Raw genomic sequence first — 16,962 nt, 5'->3', positions numbered from 1 at the left:
GTCAGAAGCCGAACAAGCCCTTGCCGAGCGCGAAGACGGGCAGGGCGGCGAGCACGCTGTCGATGCGGTCGAGGATGCCGCCGTGGCCGGGGATCAGGTCGCCCGAATCCTTGGCGCCGACGTGACGCTTGAGCAGGCTTTCGAACAGATCGCCGACCACCGAGAACAACACGGTGACCACGACGACGATCGCGACGAAGGGCAGTTGCGCGACGGTGGCGCCGGCGAACGGCGCGGCGGCCAGGGCGATGACGACCGAGGCGAGCATGCCGCCGACCAGGCCTTCGACGGTCTTGTTCGGGCTGATGCGCGGGCTGAGCTTGTGCTTGCCGAACTTGCGCCCGGCGAAATACGCGCCGCTGTCGGCGGCCCAGATCACCAGCAGCGCGATCAGCAGCCAGCGATGGCCGTTGGGCTGGCTGCCGTGGATCAGCGCGAGCGCGGCCCACGCCGGCACGACCGCGAGCGTGCCCGCGGCGAGCTTGAACATGCGCGCGTGCGTGTCGTGGTCGGAGGCGAAGTTGAAGTTCTTCAGCCACAGCATCGACAGCAGCCACCAGATCACGCCGACGACGGTGGCGACCTGGAACAGCACGAAGCTGTAGCCGGTGGCCGAGCGCGACGCCCAGACGATGGCCACCATCAGCGCGAGGTTGGCGACGAGCAGCACGGCGCGGTGCAGCGTGTCGTCGATCTCGGAGAGGCGGAACCATTCCCACAACCCGGCGAGGAACAGCACGGCGGCGAGCGCGACGAGCCACGGCGTGTCGAGGAACAACACGGCCGCGATCGCGAGCGGGGTCATGATCATCGCGGCCAGCAGGCGCGTGCGGGTCATTCGTCGGTCCCGAGGTCGGGGGGCGGTGGGAAGGAGGCGGAAACCTGCGCCCCGGTGAGGCCGAAGCGCCGCTCTCGCATCGCGTAATCGGCCAGGGCCTGGCGGAGTGTGGCGGCATCCACGTCCGGCCACAATGTTTCCGTGAACCACAGCTCGGTATAGGCGAGCTGCCAGAGCAGGAAGTTGCTCACGCGCACGTCGCCGCCGGTGCGGATGAACAGATCCGGCGGGGGGAGATCGGACAGGGCCATGCGCGATGCGAAGGCGGCCTCGTCGATCTCCTCGGCCTTCACGCGGCCCTCGGCGACATCCCGCGCGAGCGAACGCGCCGCATCGACGATGTCCCAGCGCCCGCCATAGCTCGCGGCGATGGTGAGGTGCAGGACGTCGTTGGCGCGCGTGGTGGCCTCGGCGGCGTCCATGCGCGCACGGATCGCGGGGCCGAAGCGTTCGCGTTGCCCGATGAAACGGATGCGCACGCCGCGGCGGTGCAATTCCTCGACTTCACGTTCCAGCGCGTTGAGGAACAACTTCATCAATGCGCCGACTTCCTCTTCGGGCCGCCCCCAGTTTTCGCTGGAGAACGCGAAGAGCGTCAGTGCGTGGATGCCGTGCTCGATGCAGAAATCGACGCAGTTCTGCACGGCGCGCGCGCCCGCCCGATGCCCGATGACGCGCGGTCGGCGACGGCGTTCGGCCCAACGGCCGTTGCCGTCCATGATGACGGCGAGATGGCGCGGAACGCGCGCCGGCGATGCGTCGGAAGGCATGCAGGGGCCGTGGCGTCAGACCGCCATCAGCTCCTGCTCCTTGGACTTGACCACTTCGTCGACGTCCTTGATCGCCTTGTCGGTCAGCTTCTGGATGTCCTGTTCGCTCGCGCGCTCTTCATCCTCGGTGATCTGCTTGTCCTTCAGCAGTTCCTTGATGTGGTGGTTGGCGTCGCGGCGGATGTTGCGGATGGCGACCTTGGCGTCTTCGCCGCCGGAATGCACGTGCTTGGACAGTTCCTTGCGGCGCTCCTCGGTGAGCGGCGGCAGGTTGATGCGGATGGTGGTGCCTGCGGTGTTGGGCGTGAGGCCGAGGTCGGAGGCGAAGATCGCCTTCTCGACGACCGCGACCATCGGCTTTTCCCACGGGGTGATCGTCAGCGTGCGCGCATCGGCGACGGCGACCGTGGCGACCTGGCTCAGCGGCATCTCGGACCCGTAATAGTTGACCTTCAGGTGGTCGACCAGCGCGGAGGTGGCCCGGCCGGTGCGGAGCTTGGTGAGCTCCTGGCGGAACGCATCGACGCTCTTCTGCATGCGGGTGGAGGCGTCTTTCTTGATGTCGGCGAGCTGCATGGGCGGTCCCGGGTCCTTTCGATCAGCGCGAGATTATAAGGGCGGAAGCCCTCCGGCACCCCTCGTCAGTAATGGGGGGCCCGGTCGTGGTCGTCGTGACAGCCCGATCCGAACTCGATCTGCAGGGTCGGATGGTTGATCCCGAACCGTTCGTCGAGGTCGTGGGCGATCGAATCGATGAAGACGTCGTGGTCGTCCGCGTTGGCGCGCACCAGGTGGGCGGTCATCGCGATCTCGCCCGCGCCCAGCGACCAGATGTGCAGGTGATGCACCGCCGTCACGCCGGGGCAGGAGGCGAGGAAGGCGCGGACGGCCGACTGATCGATCTGCCGGGGCACCGCATCCATCGCGGCATTGAAGCTGTCGCGCAGCAGGCCGAACGCGCTGAAGGCCACCACCGCGCCGACCAGCAGCGCCGTGAGCGGATCGAGCCAGCGCCATCCGAAGACGAGCATGCCCGCGCCCGCGAGCACGGCCGCGAGCGAGACCGCGGCATCGGCCAACAGGTGCAGGAACGCGCCGCGGCGGTTGAGGTCGTCGTGCCCGCCGTGCATGAACCACGCCGCGCCCAGGTTCACCGCGATGCCGATCGCCGCGACCACCATCACCGTCGTGCCGGGCACTTCGGGCGGCGCGAAGAAACGCCGCACCGCTTCCCATGCGAGTGCGCCGGAAAATCCGGCGAGCACGATCGCGTTGGCGAGCGGCGAGAGCAGCGTCGCGCGGCGCCAACCGTAGGTGTGCGTTTCCGTGGGCTTGCGGCGCGCGATGACCGCCGCACCCCATGCGAGCGCCAAACCCAGCACGTCGCCGAGGTTGTGCAACGCATCGGACAGCAGCGCGAGCGAGTTGGTCGCGAAGCCGTAGGCCGCTTCGAGGATCGTGTAGGCGAGGTTGAGCAGCGTCACCCACGCGAATGCGCGGATGCCGGCATCGCCGTGGTGGTGGTCGTGCGCGTCGTGCGAGTGCCCGGCGCCCATGCGGCCTCAGCCGCGTCCGCGGACGAGCGTGCCGATGTTCTCGCCGCGCAGGATGCGCAACAGCACGCCCGGCTGCGACATGTCGAAGATGCGCAGCGGCAGGTCGCTGTCGCGCGCCAGTGCGAACGCGGCGGTGTCCATCACTTGCAGGTCGCGCGAGATCACGTCGTCGTAGGTGAGCGAATCGAAGCGCACGGCATCCGAATGTTTCTTCGGATCCTTGTCGTACACGCCGTCGACCTTGGTGGCCTTGAGCAGCAGGTCCGCGCCGATTTCGATCGCGCGCAACGCCGCGCCCGAATCGGTGGTGAAGAACGGCGCGCCGACGCCCGCGGCGAAGATCGTGATGCGGCCCTTTTCGAGATGGCGGATGGCGCGACGGCGGATGTAGTCCTCGCACACGTCGTTGATCTTGATCGCGCTCATCACGCGCGCGCGGCCGCCGCGCTTCTCGAGTGCATCCTGCATCGCCAGCGCATTGATGACCGTGGCCAGCATGCCCATCTGGTCGCCCGTCACGCGATCCATGCCGCCGGCCGCCAGGCCCGCGCCGCGGAAGATGTTGCCGCCGCCGATGACCAGCGCGATCTCCGCGCCGGCCGCCCTGGCCTCGATCACCTCATCGGCGAGCCGCCCGATGATCTTGGGATCGATGCCGTAGTCCTCGTCGCCCATCAACGCTTCGCCGGACAGCTTGAGCAGGACACGGCGACAGGCGAGCTGGGACATCGGCGACTCCTCGGGGACGGGGGAAATCCGCGGGGATTCTAGCCGATGCGGCCGTGAGGGGAGAGGCCGCAATCGGTGCAAACCGTGCAATGACAAAAAACCCGCGGTTGCCCGCGGGTTTTGCGTTCGCATCCGTTGGAACGGAAGGTCAGACCTGCATCGCCTTGGCGACTTCGGCCGCGTAGTCTTCCTTCACCTTCTCGATGCCTTCGCCGACGGCGAGGCGCTGGAAGCCGACGACATCGGCGCCGGCGGCCTTGGCCGCGGCTTCGACCGTCTGGTCGGTGTTCAGCACGTACGGTTGGCCGTACAGCGTCACTTCGTTGACGATCTTCGCGATCTTGCCGCTGATGATCTTCTCGAGGATTTCGGCCGGCTTCTGCTTGTCCTTGTCGGACATCTTGGCCAGTTCGATTTCCTTTTCCTTCGCGACGAATTCGGCCGGGACGTCCGCGGCCTTGTTGTGCGGCGGGTTCATCGCGGCGACGTGCATCGCGACGCCGCGGGCGAAGTCGGCGTCGCCGCCCTTCACTTCGACCAGCACGCCGATCTTGCCGCCGTGCACGTAGGCAGCGACGTTGTTGGCGCTGTCGATGCGGACGAGGCGACGGACCTGCACGTTCTCGCCGACCTTGGCGATGACGGCGGCGCGGGCTTCCTCGACGGTCTCGCCGGAGGGGAGCTTGGCGGACTTCAGCGCTTCGGCGTCTGCGGCGCCGGAAGCCAGCGCGGCCTGCGCGACGGCGTCGACGAAGCCCAGGAAGTTGGCGTCCTTCGCGACGAAGTCGGTTTCGGAGTTCACTTCGACCAGCACGGCCTTGTTGCCCGACTGGGCGACGCCGATCTTGCCTTCGGCGGCCACGCGACCGGCCTTCTTGTCGGCCTTGGCCAGGCCCTGCTTGCGCAGCCACTCGGCCGCGGCGTCGATGTCGCCGTTGTTTTCGGTGAGCGCCTTCTTGCACTCCATCATGCCGGCGCCGGTGCGCTCGCGCAGGTCCTTGACGAGGGAAGCGGTGATTTCAGCCATGGTGACCTCTGAATAAAAAAGCTGGATCCCCGCGGGTGCGGGGATGACGAGCGAATGGGGCGACGCGAGCCGCGCACGATGGCGCGGCTGCGTGACAACCGATGCTTACTCGGCCTTGGCGGCCGGCTTGCGCGGGGCGGGCTTCTTGGCCGGGGCGCGGCGCGGGCCCTTCTTGTCTTCGCCTTCGGCACCGGCGGCTTCGGCGAAGTCTTCTTCGCGGACGTTGGCGGCCGACGGCGCGGCGGCCTTGCCTTCGAGCACGGCGTCGGCGGCGGCGCGGGCGTACAGCTGCACGGCGCGGATGGCGTCGTCGTTGCCCGGGATGGCGTAGTCGACCAGGGCCGGATCGTAGTTGGTGTCGACGACCGCGATGACCGGGATGCCGAGCTTCTTGGCTTCCTTGACGGCGATGTCTTCGTGGCCGATATCGATCACGAACAGCGCGTCGGGCAGGCGGTTCATGTCCTTGATGCCGCCGAGCGAGGCTTCCAGCTTGTCGCGCTCACGGCGCAGGCCGAGCACTTCGTGCTTGACCAGCTTCTGGAACGTGCCGTCGGTTTCGCTGGCTTCCAGTTCCTTCAGGCGCTGCACGGACTGCTTGACGGTGCGGAAGTTGGTGAGCGTGCCACCCAGCCAGCGCTGGGTCATGTACGGCATGCTGCAACGCGTGGCTTCTTCCTTGATCGCCTCGCGCGCCGAGCGCTTGGTGCCGACGAACAGGATGGTGCCGCGCTTCTGCGCGATGGCCGAGATGAAGTTCATCGCGTCGGAGAAGAGCGGCATCGTCTTCTCGAGGTTGATGATGTGGATCTTGCCGCGGGCGCCGAAGATGTACGGGCCCATCTTGGGATTCCAGTAACGCGTCTGGTGGCCGAAGTGCACGCCGGCTTCCAGCATCTGGCGCATGGTGATCTGGGGCATTGCTGTAACTCCTGACAGTGGAACCGGCCGCCCATGTCTTGGTGGGGCGGACCATTGGTTCCGGGGTTGGGCCTCCCTGTCGCTTCCGCCTCCGAACCTCTTGCGAGGCACCCCGGGGCGGGCTGTTGCGGCAGGTGTGGATTCGAGGATCGACGCCCCTCGTGGGCGCAACGCAGGGCACGGGCCCGGCGAAGGAGCGGGATTCTAGCCCGTTCAATGACTTGCCGGCAACCGCCGGAACGCTCCGGCACGGGGGTGTGATGGCCGGAAAGCCCCCGGGGAGGCGATAATCCCCCCATGTCCATCACCATCAAGTCCCCCGCGGACATCGAGAAGATGCGCGTCGCCGGCCGCCTGGCCGCCGAGGTGCTGCAGGTCGTCGCCCCCCACGTGAAGCCGGGCGTGACCACCGCCGAACTCGACAAGATCTGCCACGACCACATCGTCAACGTGCAGCAGGCCATCCCGGCCAACGTCGGCTACCGCGGCTTCCCCGCGACCGTCTGCACGTCCGTCAACAACGTCATCTGCCATGGCATCCCCAGCGAGGCCAAGGTCCTGAAGGACGGCGACATCCTCAACATCGACGTCACCGTCATCAAGGACGGCTGGCACGGCGACACCTCGCGCATGTACTTCGTCGGCACGCCGTCGGTAATGGCCAAGCGGCTGGTGGACACCACGCGCGAAGCGATGTTCCGCGGCATCCGCACGGTGAAGCCCGGCGCCACGCTCGGCGACATCGGCAACGCGATCCAGCAACTGGCCGAAGGCGAACGCTTCAGCGTCGTCCGCGAGTACTGCGGGCACGGCATCGGCAAGATCTACCACGAAGACCCGCAGGTGCTGCATTACGGCCGCCCCGGCGAAGGCCTGGTGCTCAAGCCCGGCATGACCTTCACGATCGAACCGATGATCAACGAAGGCGCGCGCCACACCAAGCTGCTGCCCGACGGTTGGACCGTGGTCACCAAGGACCGCAAGCTGTCCGCGCAATGGGAGCACACGGTCGTGGTGACCGACGACGGCGTCGAGATCCTCACCCGCGTGCCGGGCGACGACAACGATCTATGAAAGAGCCCGCCGCCGCCTCCAGGCCGGCGGCGAACGCGCCGTCGGGTGACCCGCCCGCATGGGCCACGCAGGCGCGCGCGCGCCTGGTGGACGCGGACGCGGCACTCGCCACGCGCTTCGACCGCAACGAAGACATCGACACGCTGCTGCGCGACCGAGCGATGGCCGTCGATGCGATCGTGCGCGACGCGTGGTCGCAATGCATCGCCGATGACGCACCGCTCGCCCTGTTCGCCGTCGGCGGATACGGCCGCGGCGAGTTGTACCCGCAGTCCGACATCGATCTGCTGGTGCTCGCCGATCCCGACGCACAGGCCGCGCAACACGACGCACTCGCGCGTTTCTTCGCGCTGCTGTGGGACGCGGGCCTGCAAACCGGCCATGCCGTGCGCTCGCCGGCCGAATGCACGAGCGCTGCACGCGACGACATCACCGTGCTCACCGCGTTGTCCGAAGCACGTCCGTTGGTGGCCGATGAACGTGACCTGCGCGCGCTGCTGCACGCCATCGACACGCGCCATGTGTGGCCCGCATCCGACTACTTCCGCGCCAAGCGCGAAGAACAACGCGTGCGCCAGGCCCGTTTCGGCGACACGTCCGACAACCTCGAGCCCAACCTGAAGGAAGGCCCCGGCGGCCTGCGCGACATCCAGACGCTGCGCTGGATGGCGCTGCGCGTGCTGGGCCAGCGCGACGCACAGGGCATGATCGCGCTCGGCCAGCTCGGCGCCGACGAATACGCCACGCTCGAACGCGAACGCCGTGCCCTAGCGCGCCTGCGCTTCGGCCTGCACCTGGTCGCCAACCGCCGCGAAGAGCGCCTCCGCTTCGATCACCAGAAGACGCTGGCCGCGCGCTTGGGCCACGTCGACGCCGATGGCACGCTCGCCGTCGAACAGATGATGCAGGGCTTCTACCGCAGCGCGTCGGTCGTGCTGCGCATCAACGACCGCTTGCTGCAACGCTTCGAGGAACAGCTCGAAGGCGAAGTCGCGCCGGACGTCATCGACGACACGTTCGAGCTGCGTCGCGGCTATCTCGCCGCGCGTGACCAACACTGGCCGAACGGCGACACGGCCGCGATCTTCGCGCTGTTCGCGACATGGGCGGCGCATCCGCGCATCCGCGGGCTGCACTCGCAGACGGCGCGCGCGCTGGCCGAGTCGTTGCCGACGATCCTCGCGTACGCCGACGCCACGCCCGCGTTGCGTGCGCAGTTCCTCGCGTTGCTGCGCGGGCCGCAAGCGGTCGACACCGTCGCGCGCATGGCGCGCCTCGGCGTGCTCGCGCGTTGGCTGCCTGCGTTCGCCCAAGTGTCCGGGCGCATGCAGTTCGACCTGTTCCATGTGTTCACGGTCGACCAGCACACGCTCGCGGTGCTGCGCAATATCGCGGGCTTCGCATCGGGCACGCCGGACGAGCGGTTCTCCATCGCGCACGAAGTGCATCCGCGCCTGCGCAAGCCGGAGCTGCTGCTGCTCGCGGGCCTCTTCCACGACATCGCGAAAGGCCGGGGCGGCGATCATTCGGAACTCGGTGCGGTGGATGCGCGCGAATTCGGCGTCGCGCACGGCCTGAGCGAGGCCGACACCGACATCATCGCGTGGCTGGTGAAGAAACACCTGTTGATGTCGGTCACCGCGCAGAAGCAGGACATCTCCGATCCGGACGTCATCCACAAGTTTGCGCGCGAAGTCGCCGATCGCGAGCGCCTCGATCTGTTGTACCTGCTGACGTGCGCCGACATCGCGGGCACCTCGCCGAAGTTGTGGAATGCGTGGAAGGATCGGCTGCTCGCCGACCTGTACACGGCCACGCGGCTGGCGTTGCGTCGCGGGCTCGAGCATCCGGTCGCGAAAGCCGATCGCATCGCCGAATCGCGCGCCGCGGCACAGGCGATGCTCGCGGACTTCGCCATCGATGCAGGTGAGGCGCAGGGCCTGTTCGTGCAGATGCCCGATGAAACCTTCCTGCGCGCGCGGCCCGACCAGATCGCGTGGCAGGCCACGGTCGTGCGCAGCGCGAAACCCGATCGCGTGCGCGTCAGCGCGCGCACGTTGAACGCGAAGGGCGCTGCGGGCATCGGCGCGCTGGAGGTCTTCGTGCTCGCGCCCGATCGCGACGGTCTGTTCGCGGCGATCGTCGCCACGCTCGATCGCGCGGGCTTGGCCATCATGCAGGCGCGCCTGTTCGACGGGCCTGACGGACGCGTGTTCGATACTTTCGAAGTGTTGCCGGCCGAAGGCCAGCGCTCGGTCGCGGCGGAAGAAGTCGAACGCCGCCTCTCCACGGCGCTCGCCGTGGCCGACCTCGATACCATCAAACCCGCGCGCCGCAACCAGCCGCGCCACCTGCGCCATTTCCGCATCGCGCCGCAGATCGGATTCGCCGACACCTCGGACGGGCGTCGCACCATGCTCAGCCTGGTCTGCACCGACCGGCCCGGCCTGCTCGCCGATGTCACGCAAGTCTTCCGCGCGCAGCGCCTGCGCGTGCACGATGCACGCATCGCGACCTTCGGCGCACGCGCCGAGGACGTCTTCCAACTCACCGACGAGCGCGACCACGCGCTCGACGACGCGCGCCGCGACGCACTGCGTGCCGCGCTGTCGGCCCTATTCGATGGAGATCCACGATGACCGCCCGCAAGACCGCACGCAAGAAGACCTCGAAGGACGCGCCGCAAGCCGCGCCCGGCCTGAGCGTCGAGGAGCTGAAGTTCCACATCGACAGCGCGTGGGAGCGCCGCACGATGCTGACGCCGGAGGAGATCGAATGGGCGACGCGCCCGTCGGTCGAGCGCGTGATCGAAGGCATGGAGAGCGGCGAGTTCCGCGTCGCCGAGCCCGACGGCAAGGGCGGCTGGCTGGTCAACGAATGGTTGAAGAAAGCGGTGCTGCTGTACTTCCGCGTGCGCGAGATGCAGGTGATGGAAGGCGAGCCGGCGCCGTTCTGGGACAAGGTGCCGCTGCGCTTCCAGGGCTTCGGCGAAACGCAGTTCCGCAAACTGGGCGTGCGCGTGGTGCCGGGCACGGTGGTGCGTCGCGGCACGTACCTGGGCAAGGACGTCGTGCTGATGCCGAGCTTCGTCAACATTGGCGCGCATGTCGGCGCCGGCACGATGGTCGATACATGGGCGACGGTGGGTTCGTGCGCGCAGGTCGGCAAGCATTGCCATATCTCGGGCGGCGCGGGCATCGGCGGCGTGCTGGAACCGCTGCAGGCCTCGCCGACCATCATCGAAGACCACTGCTTCATCGGTGCGCGCTCGGAAGTCGTGGAAGGCGTCGTCGTCGGGCACCACAGCGTGATCGGCATGGGCGTGTTCCTTGGCCAGAGCACGCGCATCTACAACCGCGCGACGAAGGAAATCACGTACGGCTACGTGCCGCCGGGTTCGGTGGTGGTGTCCGGTTCGCTGCCCGCGGCCGACGGGACGCATTCGCTGTATTGTGCGGTCATCGTCAAGCAGGTGGATGCGAAGACGCACTCCAAGACGTCCATCAATGATCTGTTGCGTGGCTGATCGATGACCACCCTCTACGGCCTGTCCAACTGCGACACCTGCAAGAAGGCGCGCAACTGGTTGCAGCGCTTCGGTGTCGAACACACGTTCGTGGACTACCGCGACAACCGCCAGGCGGCGGCGACGCTCGCCGATTGGGCGAAGCAGGCCGGCGGGTGGGACGCGCTGATCAACAAGTCGTCGACCACGTGGCGCCAATTGCCGCCCAATCGCAAGACGCCCGGCAGCGATGCGGAGTGGCAGTTGTTGTTGAAGGAGTATCCGCAGTTGATCCGACGGCCTGTCGTGGTCACCGACGATGGCGTCGTGACCCAGGGCTTCACCGACAACGGATTCAAGGCGCGCTTCGCAAATGCGTTGCAGGAGCGGGCCAAGTGAGCGGCGTGCTCGCGTTGACGAAGGCATTGATCGCGCGCGCGTCGGTGACGCCCGATGACGCGGGCTGCCAGGCGATGCTTGCCGAACGCTTGTCGCGCGCGGGGTTCGCGTGCGAGTCCCTGCGCTTCGGCGACGTCGACAATCTGTGGGCGACGCACGGCACGGAAGGTCCGGTGCTCGTGTTCCTCGGTCACACGGATGTCGTGCCCCCCGGGCCTGTCGATGCGTGGGCGAGTGACCCGTTCGTGCCGGACGAGCGCGACGGGCGGCTGTACGGGCGCGGCGCGGCGGACATGAAAGGCAGCGTCGCGGCGTTCGTCGCCGCGCTGGAGCGATTCGTTGCCGAGCATCCCGGACATCGCGGCACGGTCGCGATGCTCGTGACGTCGGACGAGGAGGGCGATGCGATCGACGGCGTGCGTCGCGTCGCCGACGTGTTCCGCGAACGCGGGCAGCGCATCGATTGGTGCGTGACGGGTGAGCCGTCGTCGAAGGCGAAACTCGGCGACCTGCTGCGCGTCGGCCGTCGTGGCACGTTGTCCGCGACGATGACCGTGCGCGGCATCCAGGGCCACGTCGCGTATCCGGACAAGGCGCGCAATCCGATCCACCAGGCACTGCCGGCGTTGGCCGAACTGGTCGCGCGGGAGTGGGACGATGGGTTCGAATCCTTCCCGCCGACCAGCCTGCAGATCAGCAACATCCATGCGGGCACCGGCGCGAACAACGTGATTCCCGGGGAGTTGCAGGTGCTGTTCAACCTGCGCTTCAACCCGCGCTGGAGCGCGGCGGAACTGGAAGCGCAGTGCGATGCGATCTTCCGCAAGCACGCGCTCGAGTATTCGATCCACTGGCATCGCGGCGGTGAACCCTTCCATACGCCCGAAGGCCCGTTGCGGGCCGCGGCGCGTGCGGTCCTTGCGGACGTCGCCGGCGTCGCGCCGGAGGAAAGCACCGGCGGCGGCACGTCCGATGCCCGCTTCATCGCGCCGCTGGGCGCGCAATGCGTGGAGATCGGCCCGGTGAACGCGAGCATCCACAAGGTCGACGAACACGTCTCGGTCGCCGACCTCGAGGCCCTGCCGGATCTGTATCTCGCCCTCATGCGACGCCTCCTGGCCTAGCCGGTTGCGCCGTCGCCCGGCCCGCGCTAACGTCGGTCCCATGACGTTCCGCCAGAACAATCGCAATTCGAATCACGCCAGCCTCCCGCGGGCCGGCGATTCGTGCGTGCGATAGAACGTCGACCACGCAAGATTCGCCCCGAAGCCCGCGCCGCAAGCGCGGGCTTCCTGCGTTAGCGGCCTCCGAAAACCACAGGAGTCCGTCCCATGTGTTCCATCCTCGGTGTATTCGACGCCCGGCCGCACGCCGACCTGCGTCCGTTACGGCCGCTCGCGCTGTCGCTCTCCGCGCTGCAACGCCATCGCGGCCCCGACTGGTCCGGCGTGCATGCCGATCCGCATGCGTTGCTCGTGCACGAGCGCCTGGCCATCGTCGATCCGGCCGGCGGCGCGCAGCCGATCGTCTCGCGCGACGGCGCGCTGGTGCTCGCGGTCAACGGGGAGATCTACAACCATCGCGTACTGCAGGATGGGCTCGCGCAGCCGTACGACTTCACGACGGGCTCCGACTGCGAGATCGTCAGCGCGCTCTATCGCGAGGGCGGGCCGGAAGCGTTCGCACGGCTCAACGGGATCTTCGCGTTCGCGTTGTGGGATGCGGCAGGCAAGCGCGTGGTGATCGCGCGCGATCCGATGGGCGTTTGCCCGCTGTATTGGGGGCATGACGCAGACGGCCGGCTGTGGGTCGCATCGGAAATGAAGGCGATCGTGCGCGTGTGCCCCGATGTGGCGTTCTTTCCGCCGGGGCATTTCTACGACAGCGCGAGCGGGACGTTGGAGCGTTTTCATTCTCCGCAGTGGCGCGACTACGAAGCGACGCGCGACGTTGCGGTGTCACCGCCGGAATTGCGCGAAGCGCTCGAATCCGCCGTGCACCGCCAGCTCATGAGCGACGTCCCCTACGGCGTGTTGCTGTCGGGCGGCCTGGATTCCTCGATCGTCGCGGCATGCGCGGCCCTCCACGCACGTCGCCGCATCGAGGACGACGACCGCAGCGAAGCGTGGTGGCCGCGCCTGCATTCCTTCGCCATCGGCCTGGCCGATTCGCCGGATCTCGCCGCGGCGCAGATCGCCGCCGACGCCATCGGCACCGTGCACCACGGATTCACGTACACGTTGGAGGAGGGCATCGACGCGTTGCCGGAAGTCATCCGCCACGTGGAAACCTACGACGTGACGACCATTCGCGCGTCGACCCCGATGTTCCTGCTCGCGCGGCGCATCAAGGCGATGGGCGTGAAGATGGTGCTGTCGGGCGAAGGCGCGGACGAGATCTTCGGCGGCTATCTGTACTTCCACAAGGCGCCGGATGCGCGCGAGTTCCATGCCGAGACCGTGCGCAAGCTCGATGCGCTGCATCAGTTCGATTGCGCGCGCGCGAACAAGGTGATGATGGCCTGGGGCGTGGAAGCGCGCGTGCCGTTCCTCGACCTGGCGTTCCTGGATGTCGCGATGGCGATCGATGCCGAGGCCAAGTGCGTGCGCCTGCGCGGCGGCCGGCGGATCGAGAAGGCGATCCTGCGCGAGGCGTTCGACGGGATGTTGCCGGAGGCGATCCTCTGGCGGCAGAAGGAGCAGTTCAGCGACGGGGTCGGTTATGGCTGGATCGACGGGCTGAAGGCGCATGCGGCCCGCGTGGTCGGCGATGCGGAGTTCGCGATGGCCGCCGATCGGTTCCCGGTCAACACACCGGAGACCAAGGAGGCCTACCTGTATCGCAAGTGGTTCGAGGACGCTTTCCCCGGTGATGCCGCGGCGCGTACGGTGCCGGGTGGGAAGTCGATCGCGTGTTCGTCGCCGGCAGCGATCGCATGGGACGCGAGTTTTGCCTCGCGCGCCGACCCCTCCGGCCGTGCGATGCGCGAAGTGCACGCCGCCGTCGCGCCCCGTGCGGGCGAGACGGCGACAGCATGAACATCAGAACTGGAAGCCCAGGGCCACGCCGAAGTACGTCTTGTCGGTGTCGACGGTCTTCTTCGCCATCTCGCGCGTCGAGACATCCGTGGAGACGTCCATCCAGCGGAAGTCGCCCCGCGCGAACCAGCCCTTCGACAGCGCGATGTCGATGCCGGCGACGGCGGCCGGGCCACTGCCGTTCGACAGCTTCAGCCCTGCGACTTCCTCATGGGCGCGGTTGGTGGTGATGTCGCTGACGTTGTTCCAGTGCCAGCCCGCGCCGATGAAGGGCGTGACGCGACCCATGCCGCCGAACCGGTACTGCGCCATCAGCGCGATGGGCGCGGTGGAGTACTTCGCGACCTGGATGTCGTGACCCGGGGCATCGATGTCGAGCGCCTGTTCCGCGCCCTGCGCGGCCCACACCTCGACGGCGAAGGACGCGCTGAGATGCAACGCGGCCGACACGCTGAAGACCTCGTCGCCGCTTTCGTTGTCGAACGACGCGTTCGCCTGCATCGCCACCGGGATGTGCCCGATCGGGTTGGCGCCGCCGTCCATTGCGCCGTAGCCGCCGGTGAAGGTCAGGAGGGGCTGCCGGAGGCGAGAGCGGAGAACGGCGCGAGGGCGAGGGCCACCGCGAAGAGGGAGGTCTTGGTCATGCTCGATTCCAGTTGGGGAAGAAAAAACGCCGCGGCATCCTAGTGATGCGCCGCGTTTCCTCCCCTGCGGAATCGCCTCTCAGTCGCCGACGAAATCTCGCGGCTGCAAGGTCAGCGTGTGCGCCGTCGGACCGGGCAGGAAGGGCGTCGGGCGCCCTTCCACCCAATCCTCGTGCCCTGCGCCCCAGAACGGCGACAGCGGATGTCCGCTCTGCCCGCCGGGCATGTGGAATATGCCGTCCTCTTCGTGGCCGGGCGCCACAACCATGCGCTCCGATGCCCCGTTGTCCGGCGACTGCGCGCGTGGCGTGGTGCCGTCGCCGGGTAACGGGTCCGACGGCATGCACAACATCGGCCGTGCGAAGAACAGCGCACGCGCGAGCGGATGGCAGATGCGCGCGGCGTTCGCTTCGCCCCATGTGCGCTCGGCAAGCGGGCCGTCGCTTTCGAGATCGGCGCGCACTTCCTTTGCGGCATCTTCGAACAACTCGCCCCACGATTTGTAACGCCGCGGCAGCAGGTGCGTCGGCCGTTGCGTGACCATCGGCCATGCAACGCCTTCAAGGTTAGGCATCGACGGCATCGCGAAGTCCTGCCCGAGTTCCGCCTGCGCAGGCGCGGTCAGCCCATCGGCAATTCGCGCATGTACCGCGCGACGCCACGCCCGCACGATGCGGAAACTCACGGACGACGGCGCCGCGTGGCCTTCCCACTTCTGCGATGCACCGGCGAGTGCATGCAGCGCCGGCGTACCGGGCGCCTTCGATTGCGCTTGCATCAGCCGCCACCAGCGTTCGAGGAACACCGCGCGATCGTCGAGCTGGATTTCGAGCAGCGACTTCTCGTCGAACTGCGGCCGCGCGAACAAATCGTCGCGGATGCGCCGTGCGCGCACGCCGAGCCAGGTGTTGCCGTCGTACAGTCGCGCGGCGCCGGGACGATCCTGGACGGTACGCGCATTCGCGCTCCACAACCGCGCCGACGTCGGGCGTGCGACGACGGGCGAGGCATCTCGCCGCAACGCCCACGGCGTGCATGCGCCCGCATCGGCCATCGGCGCATCGCAACCGGCCGCGCGTTGCGGCAACGGGCCGATGATGCGCCAGGCGATGTCGCGCTTGTCGGCGATCAACAGGTTCTGCGCGGGGATCGCGGCGCGGTCCGCGCGCGCAAGTGCATCGTCGAGGTTGCGCGCGTACGCCATGTCCATGAACGCGAGCCGCAACGAACCCGGCAGGTGCGCCGACCAGCGCAACGCGAGCGCGTCGCCGTTCTCGGCGTCCGCGAGCACCGGGCCCCATGGAGATTCCTCCACATCGATGTCGACCGGCGCGGCGCCCGCGACCTCGATGCGTTCGCGATGCACCTGTAACGGCACGCATTCGCCGCCAATGCGATAGCGCGCGGTGCCGCACTTCACGAGGCGCCCCCAATCGGCGTTGTCGATGTAGCCGTTGGTGAAGCCCCACGCGACGTGCCCGTTGCTGCCGACGACCATCGCCGGCATGCCCGGGAGCGTCGCGCCGGTGATGTCAACGCGGCCTTCTTCGGCGCGCGGATCCGGATAACGCAGTCGCGCGCGGAACCAGATGTTCGGCGCACGCAGCGACAGGTGCATGTCGTTGGCGAGGATCGCGCGGCCATCGCGCGTGGCGTCGCCACTGACCGCGAAGTTGTTGCTGCCGATCGCGGGCGGATCGGGCAGGGGGTGCGTCGCGGCGAGGAACGGCACCGGCAGGTCGCGCAGGTTCGCTTCATCCGGGCCCGGCAACGTCGCATCGCCCGTCGGCGGACCGGTGAGCGGCGCATCCCAGCTCGACCCGCCGTGCGCGATCAACGCATACAACGCCGGCGGCACGTGCGCCTGCAGCTTCCACAATGCGAGTTCCCGCTTGTTGGCCGCATCCTGCAGGTCGAAATACATCGCATATCCGACCAGCGGCGTGTCTTCCGCGCGCCAGGGTTGCGGCTGCTGGCGCAAGACCAGGTACGCCCACGGGCGTACGGACAATGCCTGCAAGCCCGCGTTCACGCCCGCGGTATACGCGTCGATCTGCGCCCGGCGATCGCCTGCGATCTCGTTCAACCGTTCACGCACGCGCGACCGCATGCGATGCACGCGCGCCGCCTTGTCGACACCCAGCGCGACTTCGCCGAACAACCCCGACAACTCGCCCGCGGCCGAGCGCCGCATCAGGTCCATCTCGAAGAAGCGTTCCTGCGCGTGCACGAACCCCAGCGCGCGCAAGGCGTCGGTTTCGTTCGCCGCGTCGATGGTGACGACGCCGAGGGCATCGCGCTGGATCGTCACCGGCGCGGAAAGACCGGGCAGCGATTGCGTCCCGTCGAGCTGCGGGAGGCTCGCGCGCATCGCGATCCACGCCGCGAGGAGCGCGATGACGAACAACGCCAGCAAGGCCCAGACAATCCGAACGATCCAGCGCAGCATCAAGCCCCCTGG

The 16,962-nt window shown here is 68.0% G+C and carries 15 protein-coding genes; 6 read left to right on the top strand and 9 right to left on the bottom strand.

What is annotated here, in order from left to right:
* Position 1: 1 nt before the first annotated feature.
* The 7 genes from LF41_RS02740 to rpsB form a co-directional block, all read right to left on the bottom strand.
* Positions 2-838: a phosphatidate cytidylyltransferase gene (locus tag LF41_RS02740; protein WP_036165291.1), complete on the bottom strand. Its 837-nt coding sequence runs from the start codon at positions 836-838 to the stop codon at positions 2-4.
* Positions 835-1,608 carry a polyprenyl diphosphate synthase gene (uppS, locus tag LF41_RS02735; RefSeq protein ID WP_052116066.1) on the bottom strand — a complete coding sequence of 258 codons (774 nt, stop codon included), beginning with the start codon at positions 1,606-1,608 and terminating at the stop codon, positions 835-837. Before uppS ends, LF41_RS02740 begins: the two co-directional genes overlap by 4 nt.
* Before the next feature lie 15 nt (positions 1,609-1,623).
* The gene (frr, locus tag LF41_RS02730) at positions 1,624-2,184 is read right to left on the bottom strand and encodes a ribosome recycling factor (RefSeq protein ID WP_036165288.1); all 561 of its coding nucleotides are present in this window, start codon (positions 2,182-2,184) and stop codon (positions 1,624-1,626) included.
* A gap of 65 nt (positions 2,185-2,249) precedes the next feature.
* A complete protein-coding gene (locus tag LF41_RS02725; RefSeq protein ID WP_052116065.1) occupies positions 2,250-3,164 on the bottom strand; it encodes a cation diffusion facilitator family transporter in 915 nt (304 codons plus the stop codon).
* Positions 3,165-3,170: 6 nt separating this feature from the next.
* Positions 3,171-3,893, bottom strand: coding sequence for a UMP kinase (pyrH, locus tag LF41_RS02720; protein WP_036165285.1), 723 nt, complete (start codon positions 3,891-3,893; stop codon positions 3,171-3,173).
* A 148-nt stretch (positions 3,894-4,041) separates the two neighbouring features.
* A complete protein-coding gene (gene tsf / locus LF41_RS02715; RefSeq protein ID WP_036165283.1) occupies positions 4,042-4,920 on the bottom strand; it encodes a translation elongation factor Ts in 879 nt (292 codons plus the stop codon).
* Positions 4,921-5,025: 105 nt separating this feature from the next.
* Complete coding sequence (gene rpsB / locus LF41_RS02710) at positions 5,026-5,841, bottom strand: 30S ribosomal protein S2 (RefSeq protein ID WP_036165280.1); 816 nt, start codon at positions 5,839-5,841, stop codon at positions 5,026-5,028.
* A gap of 297 nt (positions 5,842-6,138) precedes the next feature.
* Here rpsB and map point away from each other — a divergent pair, with 297 nt between their 5' ends.
* From map to asnB, 6 genes are all read left to right on the top strand, one after another.
* Positions 6,139-6,915, top strand: coding sequence for a type I methionyl aminopeptidase (map, locus tag LF41_RS02705; protein WP_036165277.1), 777 nt, complete (start codon positions 6,139-6,141; stop codon positions 6,913-6,915).
* Positions 6,912-9,554 carry a [protein-PII] uridylyltransferase gene (gene glnD, locus LF41_RS02700; RefSeq protein ID WP_036165275.1) on the top strand — a complete coding sequence of 881 codons (2,643 nt, stop codon included), beginning with the start codon at positions 6,912-6,914 and terminating at the stop codon, positions 9,552-9,554. The genes map and glnD overlap by 4 nt, the downstream gene beginning before the upstream one ends.
* Entirely contained in the window at positions 9,551-10,441 is an 891-nt protein-coding gene (gene dapD, locus LF41_RS02695; RefSeq protein ID WP_052116064.1) for a 2,3,4,5-tetrahydropyridine-2,6-dicarboxylate N-succinyltransferase, read from the top strand. The genes glnD and dapD overlap by 4 nt, the downstream gene beginning before the upstream one ends.
* 3 nt (positions 10,442-10,444) lie before the next feature.
* The gene (locus LF41_RS02690; RefSeq protein WP_036165273.1) at positions 10,445-10,819 is read left to right on the top strand and encodes a Spx/MgsR family RNA polymerase-binding regulatory protein; all 375 of its coding nucleotides are present in this window, start codon (positions 10,445-10,447) and stop codon (positions 10,817-10,819) included.
* On the top strand, positions 10,816-11,943 hold the full coding sequence (gene dapE, locus LF41_RS02685; RefSeq protein WP_036165271.1) for a succinyl-diaminopimelate desuccinylase: 1,128 nt from the start codon (positions 10,816-10,818) through the stop codon (positions 11,941-11,943). The genes LF41_RS02690 and dapE overlap by 4 nt, the downstream gene beginning before the upstream one ends.
* Positions 11,944-12,150: 207 nt before the next feature.
* Complete coding sequence (gene asnB, locus LF41_RS02680) at positions 12,151-13,857, top strand: asparagine synthase B (protein ID WP_036165269.1); 1,707 nt, start codon at positions 12,151-12,153, stop codon at positions 13,855-13,857.
* 3 nt (positions 13,858-13,860) lie between these two features.
* Here the strand turns inward: asnB and LF41_RS15960 are convergent, their stop codons facing one another.
* Positions 13,861-14,400 (bottom strand): OmpW/AlkL family protein, encoded by a 540-nt coding sequence (locus LF41_RS15960; protein WP_052116063.1) that lies wholly within the window; start codon positions 14,398-14,400, stop codon positions 13,861-13,863.
* A 180-nt stretch (positions 14,401-14,580) separates the two neighbouring features.
* Positions 14,581-16,950, bottom strand: a complete 2,370-nt coding sequence (locus LF41_RS02670; protein WP_036165796.1) for a penicillin acylase family protein — start codon at positions 16,948-16,950, stop codon at positions 14,581-14,583.
* Positions 16,951-16,962 lie beyond the last annotated feature (12 nt).

The organism is Lysobacter dokdonensis DS-58 (assembly GCF_000770795.1).
Classification (GTDB): domain Bacteria; phylum Pseudomonadota; class Gammaproteobacteria; order Xanthomonadales; family Xanthomonadaceae; genus Noviluteimonas; species Noviluteimonas dokdonensis.
The sequence above is the reverse complement of the archived record's forward strand: the minus strand, read 5'-3'. Positions and strand labels throughout refer to the sequence as shown.